At 56.6% G+C, this 18,945-nt stretch carries 19 protein-coding genes; 11 read left to right on the top strand and 8 right to left on the bottom strand.

Going from position 1 to position 18,945, the window contains the following annotated elements; translation table 11 throughout:
* Window positions 1-41: 41 nt before the first annotated feature.
* Complete coding sequence (gene modE, locus NG42_RS00935) at window positions 42-824, bottom strand: molybdenum-dependent transcriptional regulator (protein ID WP_052896833.1); 783 nt, start codon at window positions 822-824, stop codon at window positions 42-44.
* Between the two features lie 254 nt (window positions 825-1,078).
* Between modE and treR the strand changes: the two genes are divergently transcribed.
* From treR to modC, 5 genes are all read left to right on the top strand, one after another.
* On the top strand, window positions 1,079-2,035 hold the full coding sequence (gene treR, locus NG42_RS00930; protein ID WP_052896831.1) for a trehalose operon repressor TreR: 957 nt from the start codon (window positions 1,079-1,081) through the stop codon (window positions 2,033-2,035).
* Between the two features lie 90 nt (window positions 2,036-2,125).
* Window positions 2,126-2,281 (top strand): AcrZ family multidrug efflux pump-associated protein, encoded by a 156-nt coding sequence (locus NG42_RS21755; RefSeq protein ID WP_052896829.1) that lies wholly within the window; start codon window positions 2,126-2,128, stop codon window positions 2,279-2,281.
* Window positions 2,282-2,418: 137 nt separating this feature from the next.
* Complete coding sequence (gene modA / locus NG42_RS00925; protein WP_052896827.1) at window positions 2,419-3,195, top strand: molybdate ABC transporter substrate-binding protein; 777 nt, start codon at window positions 2,419-2,421, stop codon at window positions 3,193-3,195.
* Window positions 3,192-3,881, top strand: coding sequence for a molybdate ABC transporter permease subunit (modB, locus tag NG42_RS00920; protein ID WP_052896825.1), 690 nt, complete (start codon window positions 3,192-3,194; stop codon window positions 3,879-3,881). Before modA ends, modB begins: the two co-directional genes overlap by 4 nt.
* Window positions 3,881-4,939 carry a molybdenum ABC transporter ATP-binding protein ModC gene (modC, locus tag NG42_RS00915; protein WP_052896823.1) on the top strand — a complete coding sequence of 353 codons (1,059 nt, stop codon included), beginning with the start codon at window positions 3,881-3,883 and terminating at the stop codon, window positions 4,937-4,939. Before modB ends, modC begins: the two co-directional genes overlap by 1 nt.
* Here modC and NG42_RS00910 read toward each other — a convergent pair whose 3' ends face one another.
* Window positions 4,940-5,758: a pyridoxal phosphatase gene (locus tag NG42_RS00910; protein WP_052896821.1), complete on the bottom strand. Its 819-nt coding sequence runs from the start codon at window positions 5,756-5,758 to the stop codon at window positions 4,940-4,942.
* A gap of 156 nt (window positions 5,759-5,914) precedes the next feature.
* Between NG42_RS00910 and pgl the strand changes: the two genes are divergently transcribed.
* Window positions 5,915-6,910, top strand: coding sequence for a 6-phosphogluconolactonase (pgl, locus tag NG42_RS00905; RefSeq protein ID WP_052896819.1), 996 nt, complete (start codon window positions 5,915-5,917; stop codon window positions 6,908-6,910).
* A gap of 32 nt (window positions 6,911-6,942) precedes the next feature.
* Here the strand turns inward: pgl and NG42_RS00900 are convergent, their stop codons facing one another.
* The 4 genes from NG42_RS00900 to bioA all read right to left on the bottom strand — a co-directional run bounded on the left by NG42_RS00900 (window position 6,943) and on the right by bioA (window position 10,539).
* The gene (locus NG42_RS00900) at window positions 6,943-7,419 is read right to left on the bottom strand and encodes a kinase inhibitor (RefSeq protein ID WP_052896817.1); all 477 of its coding nucleotides are present in this window, start codon (window positions 7,417-7,419) and stop codon (window positions 6,943-6,945) included.
* A 19-nt stretch (window positions 7,420-7,438) separates the two neighbouring features.
* Complete coding sequence (locus NG42_RS00895) at window positions 7,439-8,119, bottom strand: type 1 glutamine amidotransferase domain-containing protein (protein ID WP_052896815.1); 681 nt, start codon at window positions 8,117-8,119, stop codon at window positions 7,439-7,441.
* Entirely contained in the window at window positions 8,116-9,171 is a 1,056-nt protein-coding gene (locus NG42_RS00890; RefSeq protein ID WP_052896812.1) for an NADP-dependent oxidoreductase, read from the bottom strand. Before NG42_RS00890 ends, NG42_RS00895 begins: the two co-directional genes overlap by 4 nt.
* A 75-nt stretch (window positions 9,172-9,246) precedes the next feature.
* A complete protein-coding gene (gene bioA, locus NG42_RS00885; protein WP_052896809.1) occupies window positions 9,247-10,539 on the bottom strand; it encodes an adenosylmethionine--8-amino-7-oxononanoate transaminase in 1,293 nt (430 codons plus the stop codon).
* An 89-nt stretch (window positions 10,540-10,628) separates the two neighbouring features.
* Between bioA and bioB the strand changes: the two genes are divergently transcribed.
* The 4 genes from bioB to bioD are packed head-to-tail and all read left to right on the top strand — an operon-like array spanning window position 10,629 to window position 14,221.
* Complete coding sequence (gene bioB / locus NG42_RS00880) at window positions 10,629-11,660, top strand: biotin synthase BioB (protein ID WP_052896806.1); 1,032 nt, start codon at window positions 10,629-10,631, stop codon at window positions 11,658-11,660.
* Window positions 11,660-12,814, top strand: a complete 1,155-nt coding sequence (gene bioF / locus NG42_RS00875) for an 8-amino-7-oxononanoate synthase (protein ID WP_052896803.1) — start codon at window positions 11,660-11,662, stop codon at window positions 12,812-12,814. The genes bioB and bioF overlap by 1 nt, the downstream gene beginning before the upstream one ends.
* Window positions 12,795-13,550 carry a malonyl-ACP O-methyltransferase BioC gene (bioC, locus tag NG42_RS00870; protein WP_052896800.1) on the top strand — a complete coding sequence of 252 codons (756 nt, stop codon included), beginning with the start codon at window positions 12,795-12,797 and terminating at the stop codon, window positions 13,548-13,550. The genes bioF and bioC overlap by 20 nt, the downstream gene beginning before the upstream one ends.
* A complete protein-coding gene (gene bioD, locus NG42_RS00865; RefSeq protein ID WP_173581458.1) occupies window positions 13,547-14,221 on the top strand; it encodes a dethiobiotin synthase in 675 nt (224 codons plus the stop codon). Before bioC ends, bioD begins: the two co-directional genes overlap by 4 nt.
* Before the next feature lie 33 nt (window positions 14,222-14,254).
* On the opposite strand, the gene NG42_RS00860 is transcribed toward bioD, so the two are convergent.
* Window positions 14,255-14,971, bottom strand: coding sequence for an ABC transporter ATP-binding protein (locus tag NG42_RS00860; protein ID WP_052896797.1), 717 nt, complete (start codon window positions 14,969-14,971; stop codon window positions 14,255-14,257).
* A gap of 924 nt (window positions 14,972-15,895) precedes the next feature.
* Here NG42_RS00860 and uvrB point away from each other — a divergent pair.
* Entirely contained in the window at window positions 15,896-17,920 is a 2,025-nt protein-coding gene (gene uvrB / locus NG42_RS00850) for an excinuclease ABC subunit UvrB (RefSeq protein ID WP_052896791.1), read from the top strand.
* Between the two features lie 42 nt (window positions 17,921-17,962).
* On the opposite strand, the gene yvcK is transcribed toward uvrB, so the two are convergent.
* Entirely contained in the window at window positions 17,963-18,871 is a 909-nt protein-coding gene (yvcK, locus tag NG42_RS00845; RefSeq protein ID WP_052896788.1) for a uridine diphosphate-N-acetylglucosamine-binding protein YvcK, read from the bottom strand.
* Window positions 18,872-18,945: the final 74 nt, after the last annotated feature.

Raw genomic sequence — 18,945 nt, 5'->3', positions numbered from 1 at the left:
TTAACCACTGCGTAACACAATGTCAAACGGGATACGCACTTTCAGAGCAGCGTCGCGATGATGACGCGATCGGCATTAAAATATGCTGTAACCGCATCGCCAGGCTGGAGCTTTTGCTGCTCAACCACCTGAGCCGGCACCGTGGCACACAGCGTTTCACCGCTGGCCAGCGACAGCAGCACTTCGCTCTGATGGGGCGCGCTTTCAATTTCGCGAATGGTGCAGGCCAGTTGATTATCCGCCGCGATTGCCACACGCGTCACTTCCACCCACGGCGCTTTAATCAGGATCAGAACCTGTTTACCGGCGCTCAGTTGCAGGCGGTCGGCACTCTGTTCAGTCAGCGCCACTTTAATCCGGCTGACGCCATCAGCCAGCAACACTTCGACATGCTGTTGCACCTGTAAGCGATCGCGCTGGGTGATGGTGCCAAACAGCTGATTGCGCGCGCTGGTTTGCAGCGAAAAACGCGAGATGGCGGCCAGCAGACTGTCGAGCGGCAACCGATCGTCCTGCAATACGTCGAACGCTTTTTGCTGAATTTGCTCCATCAGCTGAAACAGCTGGATCAGGCGATCGCCATACTGCGTCAGCACCGCGCCGCCGCCGCCTTTACCGCCGGTGGCACGCTCAACCAGCATCCGGTCGGCCATCTGATTCATTTCATTGATCGCATCCCAGGCGCTTTTATAACTGATGCCCGCCAGTTTCGCGCCCTGGCTAATCGAGCCGGTATGTTTGATCTGTTTCAACAGCGCAATACGCCGTGGATCGGCAAACAGTTTTTGTTGCAGCTTGATGATAAGTGAAATGTCCGCCTGCATAGAATTCCCCGGCAAAAAAACATGGGGCAGAGTGTAAAGCACCGGCAGAGAATGTGACAGGGGCGGAGAGGATTCCGCCCCGGTAACCGCGCTTACGATAAGTGGGAACGTTCCCATTTATGATTGCAGTCACAAAATATTTGCGTTTATCGGCTTAAATCATCGGACAGATCACTGGCAGCGGCAGAGGTGATACACTCAGCGTATTGGCTTTATGGCAGTGTTGCCCCGGACAAGGCTTACTCTTCAATAACATGCAATCATCTCAACCGCGTCTTACCATCAAAGATATCGCTCGCCTGAGCGGCGTCGGCAAATCCACTGTCTCCCGCGTGCTGAATAACGATGGCAAGGTGAGCCAGCAAACCCGTGAGCGGGTAGAAGCGGTGATCCGTGAACACGGCTTTATTCCGTCGAAATCTGCGCAGGCGATGCGCGGCCAGAGCGATAAGATCATCGGCATTATTGTTTCCCGTCTCGATTCCCCCTCTGAGAATCAGGCGGTGCGGGCCATTTTGCCGCTGCTTTATGAGCAGGGCTACGACTCAATCCTGATGGAGAGTTTGCTCAAACCCGATCTGGTCACCGAGCATTTACGCGTGCTGCATCAGCGCAATGTTGATGGGGTGATTCTGTTTGGTTTTACCGGCCTGCACAGTGAGATGTTGCTGGAATGGCAAAGCAAAATGGTGGTAATGGTGCGGGAGTATGCCGGATTATCCTCGGTTTGCTTTGATGATGCAGGTGCGGTCAGTTTGCTGATGAAGCGGTTGCAGCAACAGGGACATCAGCACATCAGCTATATCGGCGTGGCGGAAAAAGATGAAACTACCGGGCGGCTGCGCCATCAGGCTTATCGTGATGCCTGTCAGCAATATAACCTGACGCCAAGTGCGGCACTGGGCGATCTCAGCTATCAGAGTGGTTTCAGCCTGGCGGCAAAGGTGATTAAACCCGATACCAGCGCGCTGATTTGCGCTTCGGATACTATCGCGCTGGGTGCGATTAAATATGTGCAACAGCATCCACAGACGCCGTTGAAGATATGCAGTATTGGTCATACGCCGCTGCTGAGCTTTCTGTTTCCCGATACCGTGTCGGTGGATTTAGGCTTTAGTGATGCCGGACAGGCGGCGGCGGTGCAGCTGGTCGGGTTGCTGAACGGGCAGTGCGGGATTCGCCAGCTGACCGTTCCGTGTAAGCTCGACTGAGTCAGCGCAGAGTAAAGCGCACAAAAGGTCAGTGCACTTTTTTCTGCTGCCGTTACAATAGTTTTTTTGCACAGCTCAGATGAGGCTTCCATGTTTGAATTATTAAAAAGTCTGGCATTCGCAATCATCATGGTGCCGGTGGTGATGGCCATTATCCTTGGTGCGATTTATGGCCTTGGAGAAGTGTTTAACGTCATCTCCAAAATTGGTCATCGTGACGACCAGCCGGCTAAAAACCGCCAGTAATCCTGTTTTCAACGCCTGACTTTGTCAGGCGTTCTGTTTTCTCCGCTAAACTTCCTCCCATTCCCGTCGATAAACCGCATGACAGCTTTTGAATCGTCGTTATATTATTGCGTATATAACGTAACCTGGAGAGTGCTATGTCTGTTAAATGGAGCCGCTGGTTTACCGGCGCAGCTGTAACTTTATCGCTGGCGGGCCACGTGGTGGCGGCAGAAAATACCATTACCGTGTTTGCTGCGGCTTCGCTGACCAATGCGTTGCAGGATATTGCCACACAGTATCAGCAGCAGCAGCCGGTGAAAATTGTCTCTTCATTTGCCTCATCTTCGACGCTGGCGCGGCAGATTGAGCAGGGCGCACCGGCGGATCTGTTTATCTCTGCTGACCAGCAGTGGATGGATTACGCCATTGATAAACACAGCGTCGATAAACAGACGCGTTACACGCTGCTGGGTAACGAGCTGGTGCTGATTGCACCGACCGCCAGCCAGCCGCAGCCGGTCACCATCAGCCACACCACCGACTGGAAAAGTTTGCTAAAAGGGCAACGTCTGGCGGTCGGCGACCCGGATCATGTGCCGGCGGGCATCTACGCCAAAGAGGCATTACAACACCTTGGTGCCTGGGACACGCTTGCTCCGGTGATGGCGCGTGCCAACAATGTGCGTGCGGCGCTGGCGCTGGTTGAGCGCGATGAAACTCCTTACGGAATTGTGTATGGTTCCGATGCAATTGCCAGCAAAAAAGTGACGGTGGTGGGGACGTTCCCGGCCGACAGCCACAAGCCGGTTGAATATCCGATGGCAGTCGTTAACCCTCACCCTTCTGCTGACGTCAGCGCTTTCTTTCAGTACCTGAAAAGCCCGGAAGCGGCAGTTATCTTTAAACGCTATGGATTTGCGCCTCGCACATGATACTGAGTGATGCCGAATGGCAGGCGATTGAACTCAGCCTGAAAGTGTCGACGCTGGCGGTTATTTTCAGCTTACCTCTCGGCATTCTGATGGCATGGATTCTGGTGCGCTGTGATTTTCCCGGTAAAGCGTTACTCGACAGTGTGATCCATCTGCCGCTGGTACTGCCACCGGTGGTGGTGGGGTATCTGTTGCTGGTGGCGATGGGGCGACGCGGCTTTATCGGCGAAGGGTTGTATCACTGGTTTGGCTTCAGCTTTGCCTTTAGCTGGCGCGGTGCGGCACTGGCGTCGGCGGTAGTGGCGTTTCCGCTGATGGTACGCGCGATTCGGCTGGCGCTGGAAGCTGTCGATACCCGTCTGGAGCAGGCGGCACGCACGCTGGGTGCCGGGCGCTGGCGGGTGTTTTTCACCATTACCCTGCCGTTAACGCTGCCGGGGATTATTGTTGGCACGGTGCTCGGTTTTGCCCGTTCGCTGGGCGAGTTTGGTGCCACCATTACCTTTGTCTCAAATATTCCCGGCGAAACGCGCACCATCCCGCTGGCGATGTATACGCTGATTGAAACGCCGGGTGCGGAAGGCGCGGCGGCGCGACTCTGCGTGATTGCTATCGTGCTGGCGCTGGCATCGCTGCTGGTTTCCGAATGGCTGGCCCGCTGGGGCCGCAAACGGCTGGGGGCCTGATGCTGGAACTTAACTTCAGTCAGCGGCTGGGAAATCATCAGCTGACGATCAACGAAAAGCTGCCCGCGAAGGGTATCACCGCGATTTTTGGGGTGTCCGGCGCGGGTAAAACTTCATTGATCAATGCCATCAGTGGTTTAACGCAGCCGCAGCAAGGCTTTATCCGCCTGAATGGCCGGATGCTGAGTGACGCGGAAAGCCGCGTTAATTTACCGCCGGAAAAGCGCCGCGTTGGCTATGTGTTTCAGGATGCGCGGCTGTTCCCGCACTATCGGGTACGCGGTAATCTGCGCTACGGCATGGCGAAGAGCATGCAGTCGCAGTTCGACAGTCTGGTGCAGCTGCTGGGTATCGAACCGCTGCTGACGCGCTTCCCGTGGTCGCTGTCCGGCGGCGAAAAGCAGCGGGTGGCAATTGGCCGGGCGCTGCTGAGCGCACCGGAAATTTTGCTGCTGGATGAACCGCTGGCCTCGCTCGATATTCCGCGTAAACGTGAACTGTTGCCCTGGCTGCAAAAGCTGGCGCAGCGGGTGGATATTCCGTTGCTGTATGTGTCGCACAGTCTGGATGAGATATTGCAGCTGGCTGATAACGTACTGGTGCTGGATCAGGGCAAAGTGAAAGCGTTCGGCGCGCTGGAGCAGGTGTGGAGCAGCAGCGCGATGCGTCCGTGGCTGCCGCGTGCCGACCAAAGTAGCGTGCTGCGGGTGCAGGTGCTGGAACAGCATCCGCACTATCAGATGACCGCGCTGGCGCTTGGCGATCAGCATATCTGGGTCAGTCGGCTGGAAGTGCCGCTGAAAACGCCGCTGCGCATTCGTATTCACTCTGCCGACGTTTCGCTGGTCTTGCAGCCGCCGGTTAACAGCAGCATACGCAATGTGTTGCCGGCGCGGGTGGCCGAACTGCTGGATATTGAGGGTCAGGTCGAGGTCAGGCTGCAAATTGGCCACCGCGAGCTGTGGGCGCGAATTACGCCCTGGGCTCGCGATGAACTGGCGATAAAGCCGGGAATGTGGCTGTATGCGCAGATTAAAAGCGTGTCGATAACGTCCTGATTACAGCACTTCGCGGTAAATGGTTTCCGCAATGCCCGGCTCGAGGTTGGTGCCGATAACCCGGCCGGCGCGCGCTTTGATCGCCTCGTCGGCATTGCCCATCGCCACGCCTAAGCCCACGGTTTCCAGCATACTGAGGTCGTTATAGTTATCGCCAAATGCCAGCACTTCACTCATCTGATAGCCTGCCGATTCCACCCACTGCGCCAGACGTTTGCCTTTGCTGTTACCCCCTTTGGCGATATCAATCTGATCCTGCCATGACCATTCGCACGCCAGACCAAGTTGCTGCTCTACTTTGTCAGCGAACTGCTGTAATGCGCGGGTATCAGGATGGGAGAGCGCGAATTTCCAGATTGACTGGGCAGACTGCGCCGCTTCCGCCAGGCTGTCGACCTGCAGGAATACCGGACGCTGAGATTCCGGCAGTGACTGCGCCCAGTTCAGGGTGCGGGTAACATGACCGGTGGCGGTCTGGTACAGCATGGCGTTATCGACATACAGCAGACCATGAATCGCCTGCTGGTCAAGCATCTCAATCACTTGTTGCGCCTGCGATTTGGCAAGCGGGTCGGACGCCAGCACCTTTTTCGCCTGATAATCATACAAATAGGTGCCATTACAGCAGATTGCAGGTGTATCTAACGCCAGTGCCTGATAAAAAGGATGGATAGCCACGTGATGACGACCGGTGACGATCAGCACTTTTACGCCAGCCTGTTGGGCTTTCGCCAGCGCTTCCAGCGATTCAGGGAGTATGGTTTTATTGGGGGTCAGCAGAGTGCCGTCGAGATCAAGGGCAATAACGCGATAGCTCATAAGTCATTCCGGTGGTAATTATTAACAAGTCAATGATACTACACCTTGCTGCGGTTTCGACCAAACCAGCAGGCGACAAATCCATCTGACGGGCTGCCGTAAAAGCGCTACGCTTTGCGGCAGGTCTCAATTTCAGGCATTGAACAAGGAGCATTCATGAAACAAGTTGTCTACACCGCCAGCCCCGAGAGTCAGCAAATCCACGTCTGGCAGTTAAGCGAACAGGGCGAGCTGACCTTACTGCAAGTGGTTGATGTGGCCGGACAGGTTCAGCCCATGGTGGTGAATCCGACCCAGGGTTTTCTCTACGTCGGTGCACGCCCTGATTTTCGGGTTATCGCCTTCCGCATTGGCGCAGACGGGACGCTGACCGAGGCCGGACAGGCCTCGCTGCCGGGCAGCCCGAGCCATATCTCCACCGACCGCAGCGGTCGCTTCTTGTTCAGCGCCTCATATAACGATGCCTCTTTCAGCATCAGCCCGATTGGTGCCGATGGTTTGCCGCAGGAACCGAGCCAGGTGATTGGCGGGCTGGAAGGTTGCCACTCGGCGAATGTGGATATCAGCAACCAGACGGTCTTTGTTCCGGCACTGAAACAGGATCGTATCTGCCTGTTTTCACTGAGCGAAGACGGTCAGCTGGAACCGCGTCCTCAGGCGCAGGTCACCACCGTTGCGGGCGCGGGGCCGCGCCATATGGCGTTCCATCCTAATCAACAGTATGCCTACTGTGTTAACGAGCTGGACAGCACCGTTGACGTCTGGCAGCTGAAAAATGCGCAGGGCGACATTGAGCGGGTACAGAGCCTGGATATGATGCCACAGGGCTTTAGCGATACGCGCTGGGCGGCCGATATTCACCTGACGCCGGATGGCCGTTTTCTCTACGCCTGTGACCGTACCGCCAGTGTGGTGACGGCGTTTAGCGTCAGTGAAGACGGTGGTTTGCTGGAGGTTGTGGGTTATCAGCCGACTGAACAGCAGCCGCGCGGATTCAATATCGACCACAGCGGTCAGTATCTGGTGGCGGCAGGGCAGAAGTCGCACCATATCGAAGTGTATAACATCGCCGCTGAGACCGGGCTGCTTAACCCGTTAGCGCGTTACGCGGTAGGCCAGGGGCCGATGTGGGTGGTGATTCATCAGCTGTAATGACAGTGGGCGGCGAAAACGCCGCCCACTATTTAATTAAACATCACGGTTAATGACGCACTTCCCAGGCTGTGAAAGTGCACATTAAAACCGAGCATGGCACCGCTGGCGTGCTCATCGACCTCCAGCTTTTCCACATCCAACGCGTGAACGGTGAAGATATAGCGATGCGATTCGCCTTGTGGCGGTGCGGCACCGCCGTAACCGGCCTGACCGAAATCGGTACGGGTCTGTACCGCCTCTTCAGGCAGTTCGGCAATAGCGGAACCGGCACCCTGCGGCAACACCGTAATACTGGCCGGAATATTCGCCACACCCCAGTGCCACCAGCCGGAACCGGTCGGCGCATCAGGGTCGTAACAGGTGACAACAAAACTTTTAGTACCGGATGGCACTTCATCCCACGCCAGATGCGGAGATATATTCTCTCCCTGATAGCCCATGCCGTTAAACACATGGCGCTGCGGCATCTTCTCTCCGTGATGAAGGTCGTGGCTATAGATTCTCATTAACGCTCCTGTGAATGATTTATCGATGGAGTAATTTCAGCAACGCTTCAGCCGCAGCGGCGGAAGAGGCCGGGTTCTGCCCGGTGACCAGATGACCATCGGTCAGGGTGTACACACCCCAGTCATCGGTACGTTCAAACTGAGCGCCCAGCTGTTTCAACTGATCTTCCACCAAAAACGGCACGACGTCAGTCAGTCCGACCGCCTGTTCTTCGCTGTTGGTAAACCCTGTCACGCGCTTGCCGGCCACCAGTGGCGTGCCGTCAGCGTTTTTAACGTGACGCAGTACGCCGGGAGCATGACAAACTGCACCGACCGGTTTACCGCTGGCACAGAGGTTTTCAATCAGCGCGATGCTGTACTTATCTTCGGCCAGATCCCACAGCGGGCCGTGACCGCCCGGATAAAATACCGCGTCATATTTGCTGCTGTCGATGGTTTCCAGTTTTACGGTATTAGCCAGCGCCTGCTGCGCGGCGGAATCCTGACGGAAGCGGTCGGTATCGACAGTTTGTGCATCGGGCCGATCGCTGACCGGGTCAAGCGGTGGCTGGCCACCCAGCGGTGAAGCCAGCACCACATTGATACCGGCATCTTTAAACACATAATAAGGTGCGGCAAACTCTTCCAGCCAGAAGCCGGTCGGCTTGCCGGTGTCACCCAGCCGATCGTGAGAGGTCAGGACCATTAACACTTTCATTTTTGCTCTCCAGGCTGATCGGCGGCGACGCGTATCACTACTTTGCCAAAGTTTTTACCTTCAAGCATGCCGATAAAGGTTTCTGGCGCGTTATCCAGACCATCGACCACATCTTCGCGGAACACAAAGCGATCTTCAGCTACCCACTGGCTCATCTGACGGAAAAATTCCTCGAAGCGGTGGGCATAATCCTGGGTAATGATAAAGCCCTGCACGCGCAGACGTTTACGCAGAATCGCGCCCTGGAACGGCGTCAGGCGGTCCGGGCCGGCTGACGGGCCGGTAGCGTTGTAGCTGGCGATCAGTCCGCACATTGGAATGCGGCCTTTGCTGTTCATCAGCGGCAGTACCGCATCAAATACTTTGCCGCCGACGTTTTCGAAGTAGACGTCAATGCCGTCTGCGCAGTAGCGTTTCAGTTTTTCCGCCAGATCGTCCTGATGGTGGTCCAGGCACTTGTCGAAGCCCAGTACTTCCTCGGCGTAGCGACATTTCTCCGCACCGCCAGCGATACCAATTACATGGCAGCCTTTAAGTTTGGCGATTTGCCCGACAATCGAGCCTACGGCACCGGTGGCGGCTGCGACCACCACGGTTTCGCCCGCCTGCGGCTGACCAATATCCAGCAGCCCCATATAGGCGGTAAAACCGGTCATGCCCAGCATTCCCAGCGCCCATGAAGGATGCTTCAGAACCGGGCCGCTCAGTTTAAACAGGTCTTTACCGTTCGACAGGGCGAAGTCCTGCCAGCCGCTCTGGCTGACCACCCAGTCGCCTGGCGCATAGTCCGCATGCTGAGACTGTTCAACAATCGCGACGGTACCGGCACCCATCACGTCATCAATCGCTACCGGCGGTACATAAGAGGGGGCATCGCTCATCCGACCGCGCATATAAGGGTCAAGGGACAGCCAGACGGTGCGCAGTAATACCTGCCCCTCGGCCGGGACAGGAACATGCTGATGCTCAATGCGGAAATTCGCTTCAGTCGGGGCGCCGTGGGGGCGTGACGCCAGTACTACACGACGATTGGTGTCTGTTTGTTGCGACATAATCGGCTCCTTTGCGTTTTAGTCAGTGACTAAAAGCGTAGTGCATCCGCCGTCGCCATGCCCGCCAGCAGGCGGTCAGCGCGCCTGAAACAGCACAGGCTGTTCAACAGCGGCGATAATCGCATCAGTCAGTTGCTTAAGTGCTGAAGGTTCAATCACATACGGCGGCATCAGGTAAATTAGCCGGCCAAACGGACGGATCCAGACCCCTTGTTCCACAAAGAACTGCTGAATGTCCGCCATCTTCACCGGCTGGTGGGTTTCAATCACGCCGATGGCGCCGAGCACGCGCGCGTCAGCCACGTGTGGATGATCGCGCAGGGGCAACAGGGCGCTCTGCAACTGCTGTTCAATGCTGGCGACCTGTGCTGGCCAGTGGTTTTCCGCCAGTATGGCGAGACTTTCGCTGGCGACCGCGCAGGCCAGCGGATTGCCCATAAAAGTCGGGCCGTGCATAAAGCAGCCTGCCGCACCGTTACTGATGGTCTCTGCCACCTGGCGGGTGGTCAGTGTGGCCGAAAGCGTCATGGTGCCGCCGGTCAGGGCTTTACCGACGCAGAGAATATCCGGCGTAATGCCGGCATGTTCACAGGCAAACAGTTTGCCGGTTCGGCCAAATCCGGTGGCGATTTCATCGGCAATCAGCAGCACCTGATGCTGGTCACACAGCTCACGCACCCGTTGCAGATAGCGCGGATGATAAAAACGCATGCCGCCCGCCCCCTGCACAATCGGCTCAAGGATCACCGCCGCCAGCGACGATTTATGCGTGCTGATCAGCTGTTCAAACGAATCGGCATCGCGCGCCAGCCAGTTATCGTCAAAACGGCACTGCGGCGCATCGGCAAAGCGATGGCTCGGCAGATATCCCTGATACAGGCTATGCATCGAGTTTTGCGGATCGCAGACCGACATCGCGGCAAAGGTATCGCCGTGATAGCCATTGCGCAGGGTGAGAAACTGCTGCCGCTTTTCGCCGCGCGCCTGCCAGTATTGCAGTGCCATTTTCATCGACACTTCCACCGCCACTGAACCGGAATCCGCCAGGAACACACACTCCAGCGCCGCAGGCGTCATCTCCACCAGCTTGCGACACAGCGCCACCGCCGACGGGTGAGTGATGCCACCAAACATCACGTGTGACATCTGGCCGATCTGCTGCTGCATCGCCTGGTTCAGACGCGGGTGATTGTAACCGTGGATCGCCGCCCACCAGGATGACATGCCATCGACCAGCTGGCGACCGTCGCTCAGTTGCAGCGAGGTTCCCTGCGCGGCGACCACCGGATAGCAGGGCAGTGGATTGGTCATCGAGGTGTAAGGGTGCCAGATATGATGGCGGTCGAAAGCGAGGTCAGATGGGGTCATAGTGATACTTGTAAACAAAAATAAAAAGATTTAGTTTACAAGTATAACTCAGCACGACAGATTTACGATCCCCTTTTTTGGAGCAAGCAATGGCAAACCGTTGGACAATCGCACAGGCGCAGGCCCTGTTTAATAAGCCTTTTCTCGAGCTGATGTTCGAAGCGCAGCAGGTGCACCGCCAGCATTTCGACCCGCGACAGGTGCAGGTCAGTACGCTGCTTTCAATCAAAACCGGTGCCTGTCCGGAAGACTGTAAGTACTGCCCACAGAGTGCGCGCTACAAAACCGGGCTGGAATCGGAACGCCTGATGGAAGTCGAAGAGGTGCTGGCATCAGCCCGTAAAGCGAAAGCCGCCGGCTCCAGCCGTTTCTGCATGGGCGCGGCATGGAAAAACCCGAACGACCGTGATTTACCTTACCTTGAGCAGATGGTGAAAGGGGTAAAAGCGATGGGGATGGAAACCTGTATGACGCTCGGCACGCTGAACGACAGCCAGGCACACCGGCTCGCCAATGCCGGTCTCGATTTTTATAACCATAACCTCGATACCTCGCCGGAATTCTACGGCAGCGTGATCACCACCCGTAGCTATCAGGAGCGTCTGGATACGCTGGGTAAAGTGCGCGATGCCGGGATTAAAGTCTGCTCCGGCGGCATTGTTGGCCTGGGTGAAACGGTAAAGGATCGCGCCGGTCTGCTGGTTCAGCTGGCAAATCTGCCGGTACCGCCAGAAAGCGTGCCGATCAATATGCTGGTGAAAGTGAAAGGCACGCCAATGGCCGATAATGAAGACGTCGAACCCTTTGATTTTATTCGTACTATCGCCGTTGCGCGCATTATGATGCCGACTTCCCATGTCCGTCTGTCAGCCGGTCGCGAGCAGATGAGCGAACAGACGCAGGCGATGTGCTTTATGGCCGGCGCCAACTCGATTTTCTACGGCTGCAAACTGCTGACCACGCCAAATCCTGAAGAAGACAAAGACCTGCTGCTGTTCCGCAAGCTGGGACTGAATCCTGAACACACCACGACCGCCGCGGGTGATAACGAGCAGCAGCATGTGCTGACCGAACAACTGTTTAGCGCCGATAGCGATAAGTTCTACAACGCGGCGGTCTGATGAGCTGGCAACACCGTATACAGCTGGCGCTGGCGCAGCGCAGGGAAACCGGCCGCATGCGCCAGCGCACTATCAATCATCAGGGCGATGCGCGCTGGATTGAGATTAATGGTCAGCGTTATCGCAACTTTTCCGGTAACGATTATCTTGGCCTGAGCCACGATCTACGGGTGATACGTGCCTGGCAGCAGGGGGCTGAACGCTACGGCGTCGGCTCCGGCGGCTCGGGTCATGTCACCGGTTACCGTGCCGTCCATGCCGATTTTGAAGCGCAGCTGGCCGACTGGCTGGGCTATTCACGCGCCTTGCTGTTTATTTCCGGCTTTGCGGCGAACCAGGCGCTAATTGCGGCGTTAATGGCGAAAGGTGACCGTATCTTCGCTGATAAGCTGGCACACGCTTCGCTGCTGGAAGCGGCCAGCCTCAGCCCGGCAACCCTGCGGCGTTTCAGCCATAATCAGCCCGCTAGTCTGCAAAAATTGCTGACCAGTGACGGTGCGGCAGAGACGCTGGTGGTGACCGAAGGGATATTCAGCATGGATGGCGATGTCGCGCCGCTGGCGCAGCTGCATCAGCTGTCACAACAGGCTAACAGCTGGTTAATGGTCGATGATGCTCACGGTATTGGCGTGCTGGGCGAGCAGGGGCGCGGCAGTTGCTGGCAGCAACAGGTTAAGCCGGAGCTGCTGGTTGTCACCTTTGGCAAAGCTTTTGGCGTCAGCGGAGCCGCGGTGCTTTGTGATGACGATACCGCCGACTACCTGTTGCAGTTCGCTCGCCATCTGATCTACAGCACCTCAATGCCGCCGGCACAGGCCTGTGCACTCCAGGCCGCACTGCGGGCGATTCAGCAGGGTGACGAGCTGCGGCAGCAACTGGGCGAAAATATTGCCTGTTTCCGCCGTGGCGCGCGCGATCTGCCTTATACCCTCGGCGATTCACAGACCGCCATCCAGCCGCTGATCGTCGGGGAAAATCAGGCGGCTGTGACATTAGCTGAGCGCTTACGAGCGCGCGGCTGCTGGGTCACGGCCATTCGCCCACCCACCGTGCCGCCGGGTACCGCCAGGCTGCGCATCACGCTGAATGCCAGCCAGCAGCCAGAAGATATCGACGCATTACTGGAGAGGTTGTATGACGCTCAGGGTGAATAAGCAGGCGGTGGCGCAGGCATTTGGTCGCGCCGCGCACAGTTATAACCAGCATGCTGAGCTGCAACGACGTTGCGGTGACCAACTGATGTCGCAGACCGATATCACGCCTTATCACCGCGTGCTGGATGCCGGATGCGGTACCGGCTGGTTCAGCCAGCGCTGGCGTGAGCGCGGCTGCGAGGTGACGGCGCTAGACCTTTCAGCGGCGATGCTGGCTGAAGCGCAAAGCAGTCAGGTGGCGCACCACTATCTGCACGGTGATATCGACGCGATACCGCTGCCGGATAACGCGGTCGATCTTTGCTGGAGCAATCTGGCGGTGCAGTGGTGCGACGATTTAGCCCATGCGCTTAACCAGCTGAGCCGGGTGACGCGCAGCGGTGGCAAAGTGCTGTTTTCCACCCTGGCGGCGGACTCGCTCAGCGAAGTGCGCGAGGCCTGGTTACAGGTCGATGGCGCGGTACATGTGAATCCGTTTCTGACTGTCGAACAGATCGCCGCCGCCGGTGGCGGAAAGGCGCTGCAACTGAATCAGCAGACGCTGACGCTGGCGTTCCCGGACGTGCTGTCGGCGATGCGCTCGCTGAAAGGCATTGGCGCGACCCATGTGCATCAGGGACGCAGTACCGGGCTGATGACCCGCCAGCGCCTGCAACAGCTGGAAAATGTCTGGCAGCGTGACGCGCGCGGTTTTCTGCTCAGTTACCATTTAGTTTTTGGAGTGATTTCATTGTGATTAAACGCTGGTTCGTGACCGGAACCGATACCGAAGTGGGAAAAACCGTTGCCAGCAGCGCCTTGTTGCAGGCGGCGGTTCGCGCGGGCTACTGTGCTGTTGGCTACAAGCCAGTAGCATCAGGCTGTGAGTTAACGCCCGCGGGATTACGCAACAGCGACGCGCTGGCGCTGCAAAAATACAGTGCGCTGGCGCTGGATTATGATGAAGTGAATCCGCTGGCGTTTCTTGAGCCGACCTCACCGCATATCGTCAGCGCAGAGCAGGGCCGGGCGATTGAGTTTGGCGCACTGTCCGCCGGGCTGGCGCAGCTCAGCGCCAAAGCCGACTGGGTACTGACGGAGGGGGCGGGGGGCTGGTTTACGCTGCTCTCTGAACAGACGACCTTTGCCGACTGGGTCAGACTGGAACAGCTGCCGGTGATCCTGGTGGTCGGGGTCAGGCTGGGCTGCATAAATCACGCGATGCTGACCGCGCAGGCGATTGCCGCCGCCGGACTGCCGTTTGCCGGCTGGATTGCTAACGATGTCGAGCCGCCAGGTAAGCGACATCAGGAATATCTCGCCACGCTGCGTCAGCGGCTGCCAGCACCGTTTTTAGGTGAAATCCCCTGGCTCACCAGCCCAGAGGCATTCGACCGCGCAGGCGACTTCCTGCGTCTGCCGGATTAATCGACGCGGGACGCATTGTGTCGTCCCGCCTCATTACGACACTGTCAGCCACATATTGACCATCGGATCATCCAGCTGAGCGACGTTGCCCTGCGCCACGTTGCGCCCGCGATGCAGCAGCAGAAAATAGTGCGCCACGCGGCGAATCACCGACAGACGCTGTTCCAGCAGCAGAATTGTCAGGCCAAAATCATGGTTAAGACGATGAATCAGATTTCCCATTTCCTCCTCCAGCCACGGCGACATGCCTTCGGTCGGCTCATCCAGAATCAGTAACTTCGGTTGCAAGACCAGCGCGCGCGCCAGCGCCAGTTGCTGCTGTTGCTCGACCGACAGTTCGCCACTACGCTGATGGCGCAACGAGTAAAGATGAGGAAACAGCTCGTAGACCATCGGCGGAATGGCGCGATGGCGATCGTCCTGTCCGGCCAGTAGCGCAATCAGTAAGTTCTCTTCAATCGTCAACTGCGAGAAAATATGGCGTCCCTGCGGCACATAACCGATGCCCATCCGGGCGCGGGTCTCCATGGGCTGCAACAGCAGGTTTTTTGGCGGAGCGCCATCTTCCTGCCAGGTCATGCTGCCGCTGTTAACCGGCAAATGGCCCATGATGCAGTTGACGAGGGTGGTTTTTCCCATCCCCGGACGCCCCAGCACCCCGGTACAGGTACCGGGCGGCAGATCGAGGTCAACATCCCACAAAATGTGGTTCTGCCCATAAAACTGATTAACCGCACGTAAACTTAACATCGGACACTCTCCTTCCAGATAATCTTGCAATGGCAGCGGATTTTGCCGCTCTGGCGAGATGACAAATGACGGTCAGTCGCGCCAGACGGTGTTGCCACGGCTTCGTGCTGTCGCTCTGGTGTTAATGAAAGCGCGAGGTGGTCGGGCAGTGCTGCAATTAACAGGCCAGCTCGTTTCAGAAAAAGTTAACTTTTAGGTTAAACACGGCAGTAAAGCCGATCAATTAGTCAGCGGCGTTAAATAATCACCAGAGGGTAATACCGGCCTGCACTGCCACGGTGCTTAAGGCCGGATCAACTGGTGCAAATGGGCCACTAAAGGGCATGACGCATCAGTAAGCCATGGCAAAAAACAGTGACCGAAAACAGTGGCATGGTGCGCCAGGTTATGCATTGCTTGCGCTGTTTAGCGATAACAAAAGATGAAAAAAAGCGAAAAAAAAATATTTCAGCGCGCAGAATGGGTGCAGCACAGATTTATACACACCAGATGTTTCGGGCGCTGAAATCAGTTATCCACTATTCCTGTGGATAACCTTGTGTATTAGATACTGAAAACATGTGGCAAGCGAGAGCGGACGCGGCTTCGGCTTTAACTGGTGCTTATCTCGACTCAACAATCAATTAAAACAGAATCAATAAGTTAATGAAAATCAAGCCTGCGGCTTTCATGGCATTTTCAACATGACGCTTTCGCTACAGTGCGCTTGACAATTGTTAAAGCGTCAAAACTTCTGGGGATAACCTTTCCGGCCGATCCTCGGGCTTTTGCCCAACCCATCCTCCCAAAAGTGACAGATTGCTGTCTGCCGACGCATTGTGCGAAATAACTGTTATTATATCCAGTGTAATTTTCTGGAAAATTTGGCCAGGGGGAGTAGAATTACACTCCGGTTCGCGCATTTCTTCATCAGGTAGCCCATCAATGAGCAAAGTTTTTAAACTCAATTCCGCATTTAAACCTTCTGGCGACCAGCCTGAGGCGATTCGACGCCTGGAGGAAGGGCTGGAAGATGGTCTTGCCCATCAGACGCTGTTGGGCGTGACCGGGTCAGGGAAAACCTTTACCGTCGCCAACGTGATTGCCGATCTCAATCGTCCGACCATGGTGCTGGCACCGAATAAAACCCTTGCCGCGCAGCTGTACGGCGAGATGAAAGAGTTTTTCCCCGATAACGCGGTGGAGTATTTCGTCTCGTACTACGACTACTATCAACCTGAAGCCTATGTGCCCAGCTCTGACACCTTTATCGAGAAAGACGCCTCGGTGAACGAACATATTGAGCAGATGCGACTGTCAGCCACCAAAGCGCTGCTGGAACGCCGCGATGTCATTGTGGTGGCCTCGGTATCGGCGATTTACGGTCTGGGCGATCCCGATCTCTATCTGAAAATGATGCTGCATCTGACGCGCGGCATGATTATCGACCAACGTTCGATCCTGCGCCGCCTGACCGAATTGCAATACACGCGCAATGACCAGGCGTTTCAGCGCGGCACTTTCCGCGTGCGCGGCGAGGTGATCGATATCTTCCCGGCGGAATCCGATGAGATTGCGCTGCGCGTTGAGCTGTTTGATGAAGAAGTGGAGCGACTGTCGTTACTGGACCCACTGACCGGCCAGGTGCTCGAGGTGTTGCAACGCTACACCATCTACCCGAAAACGCACTACGTTACCCCGCGTGAACGTATTTTGCAGGCGATGGAAGAGATCAAAGTGGAGCTGGCGGAACGTCGTCAGGTACTGCTGGCGAATAACAAGCTACTGGAAGAGCAGCGCCTTTCGCAGCGTACCCAGTTCGATCTGGAGATGATGAACGAGCTGGGTTACTGCTCGGGTATCGAAAACTATTCGCGCTATCTGTCGGGGCGTGGGCCGGGCGAAGCGCCGCCGACGCTGTTTGACTATTTGCCGGCTGATGGCCTGCTGGTGGTGGATGAGTCCCACGTCACCATTCCGCAAATTGGTGGTATGTATCGCGGTGACCGTGCGCGTAAAGAGACGCTGGTGGAGTATGGTTTCCGCCTGCCGTCGGCGCTGGATAACCGCCCGATGAAGTTTGAAGAGTTCGAAGCGCTGGCACCGCAGACCATTTATGTTTCGGCCACGCCAGGTAACTACGAGCTGGAAAAATCGGGTGAAGAGATTATCGATCAGGTGGTACGACCCACCGGTCTGCTCGATCCGATTATCGAAGTGCGTCCGGTGGGGACGCAGGTGGATGATCTGTTATCGGAAATCCGCAAACGGGCGGCGATTAACGAAAGGGTACTGGTGACCACGCTGACCAAGCGGATGGCGGAAGATCTCACCGAATACCTGGAAGAACATGGCGAGCGGGTGCGCTATCTGCACTCGGATATCGATACCGTAGAAAGGGTGGAAATTATCCGTGACCTGCGCCTCGGCGAATTTGACGTGCTGGTGGGGATCAACCTGTTGCGTGAGGGGCTCGATATGCCGGAAGTGTCGCTGGTGGCGATACTGGATGCTGATAAAGAGGGTTTCCTGCGTTCAGAGCGTTCGCTGATTCAGACCATTGGCCGCGCCGCGCGTAATATCAACGGTAAGGCGATTCTGTATGGCGATCGCATTACCAACTCGATGGCGAAGGCTATTGGTGAAACCGAGCGGCGTCGCGAGAAGCAGGAGCAGTACAACCTGGAAAATGGCATTGTGCCGCAGGGCCTGAACAAGAAAATCGCCGATATCTTGCAGATTGGTCAGGGCACCGGTAAAAACAAAGCCAAAGTTCGTGGCAAATCCACCCGCGTGGCGGCCGAGGAAGAAGGCAGCTACCTGGCGATGACGCCGCAAGCGTTGCAGAAGAAAATTCATGAGCTGGAATCGCTGATGCAGCAGCATGCGCAGAATCTGGAGTTTGAAGAGGCCGCCGCGGTGCGTGACCAGTTGCATCAGGTGCGCGAACTGTTTATTGCCGCTTCCTGAGTGTTATTGCTCTGCGGGCCGGGAAGTCCGGCCCGCAGGGATTCAGGCAATCGCCTGAATGGCATGTTCCAGCGCGATACGCAGTAGCTGGCGGTCGTGACGGTATTTGATATCGGCGGCTTCCAGCGGCTCGCGAATCAGCAGACGGTCGTCGGTGCCTTGCGTTTCGCCCTGCGGACTGGTCACCACCGCATCGATCACCCTCTTGCCGATCACGTTTTCCATCATTGCCAGCTTATCGGCCAGCGTCAGACCGGCGGCTGCCGGACTGAGTTCGCGACCGAGATTATCAATAAACACCATGGTCGCCGGCGTGCGACGCAGCGCCTGCGCCATATCCTGCATCAGCAGTACCGGCATCAGGCTGGTATAGAAACTGCCGGGGCCGATTAAAATCAGGTCGGCTTCGCCAATCGCCTCAATGGCTTCCCGGGTGGCATTTACCGCGGGCGACAGCATCAGTTCCTGCGGCGGCAGTGTTAACTGGTCGATATCGGTTTCGCCATACACCAGGTTGCCATCGGCACCCAGTGCCACTAAATCGACCGGCTGTTCCGACATCGGAATCAGAAAAGCATCGACTTTCAGCAGGTTGCGAATCAGGTTAATCGCTTCAATCGGGCGGACGCTGAGATGATCGAGCGCTTTAAGCATCAGGTTACCGAGATTATGACCCGATAATTCGCCGTTACCGTTAAAACGGTATTCGAACATCGCTGAGGCAACGCTTGGCTCGGTAATCAACTGATTCAGGCAGTTACGCATATCGCCCCAGGCGATACCGCCTTCGGAGCGGCGGATGCGGCCGGTAGAGCCGCCATTATCGGTGGTGGTGACAATACCGGTCAGTCTTGAACCCAGCGGTGACAGCGCAGACATAACACGGCCTAATCCGTGTCCACCGCCAAGTGCCACCACACGGTCTAAATCCGCGAGCGTGCGATTACGCATTCACCAAAACTCCTCTGTCACTGATCTTTGCCGGTTGCGGCTCTTTATAGCACAAACTGCTTATGCCCCACATA

Source organism: Winslowiella iniecta (genome assembly GCF_001267535.1).
GTDB lineage: Bacteria > Pseudomonadota > Gammaproteobacteria > Enterobacterales > Enterobacteriaceae > Erwinia > Erwinia iniecta.
The sequence above is the reverse complement of the archived record's forward strand: the minus strand, read 5'-3'. Positions and strand labels throughout refer to the sequence as shown.

Bases quoted from the DNA above. Each gene is read 5' to 3' on its own strand.
- modC (WP_052896823.1), top strand. From the start codon at position 3,881: ATGCTGGAACTTAACTTCAGTCAGCGGCTGGGAAATCATCAGCTGACG.
- bioB (WP_052896806.1), top strand. From the start codon at position 10,629: ATGGCAAACCGTTGGACAATCGCACAGGCGCAGGCCCTGTTTAATAAG.
- modA (WP_052896827.1), top strand. From the start codon at position 2,419: ATGTCTGTTAAATGGAGCCGCTGGTTTACCGGCGCAGCTGTAACTTTA.
- NG42_RS21755 (WP_052896829.1), top strand. From the start codon at position 2,126: ATGTTTGAATTATTAAAAAGTCTGGCATTCGCAATCATCATGGTGCCG.
- NG42_RS00890 (WP_052896812.1), bottom strand. From the start codon at position 9,171: ATGTCGCAACAAACAGACACCAATCGTCGTGTAGTACTGGCGTCACGC.
- bioF (WP_052896803.1), top strand. From the start codon at position 11,660: ATGAGCTGGCAACACCGTATACAGCTGGCGCTGGCGCAGCGCAGGGAA.
- uvrB (WP_052896791.1), top strand. From the start codon at position 15,896: ATGAGCAAAGTTTTTAAACTCAATTCCGCATTTAAACCTTCTGGCGAC.
- bioA (WP_052896809.1), bottom strand. From the start codon at position 10,539: ATGACCCCATCTGACCTCGCTTTCGACCGCCATCATATCTGGCACCCT.
- NG42_RS00910 (WP_052896821.1), bottom strand. From the start codon at position 5,758: ATGAGCTATCGCGTTATTGCCCTTGATCTCGACGGCACTCTGCTGACC.
- NG42_RS00900 (WP_052896817.1), bottom strand. From the start codon at position 7,419: ATGAGAATCTATAGCCACGACCTTCATCACGGAGAGAAGATGCCGCAG.
- pgl (WP_052896819.1), top strand. From the start codon at position 5,915: ATGAAACAAGTTGTCTACACCGCCAGCCCCGAGAGTCAGCAAATCCAC.
- NG42_RS00895 (WP_052896815.1), bottom strand. From the start codon at position 8,119: ATGAAAGTGTTAATGGTCCTGACCTCTCACGATCGGCTGGGTGACACC.
- yvcK (WP_052896788.1), bottom strand. From the start codon at position 18,871: ATGCGTAATCGCACGCTCGCGGATTTAGACCGTGTGGTGGCACTTGGC.
- modB (WP_052896825.1), top strand. From the start codon at position 3,192: ATGATACTGAGTGATGCCGAATGGCAGGCGATTGAACTCAGCCTGAAA.
- NG42_RS00860 (WP_052896797.1), bottom strand. From the start codon at position 14,971: ATGTTAAGTTTACGTGCGGTTAATCAGTTTTATGGGCAGAACCACATT.
- bioC (WP_052896800.1), top strand. From the start codon at position 12,795: ATGACGCTCAGGGTGAATAAGCAGGCGGTGGCGCAGGCATTTGGTCGC.
- modE (WP_052896833.1), bottom strand. From the start codon at position 824: ATGCAGGCGGACATTTCACTTATCATCAAGCTGCAACAAAAACTGTTT.
- treR (WP_052896831.1), top strand. From the start codon at position 1,079: ATGCAATCATCTCAACCGCGTCTTACCATCAAAGATATCGCTCGCCTG.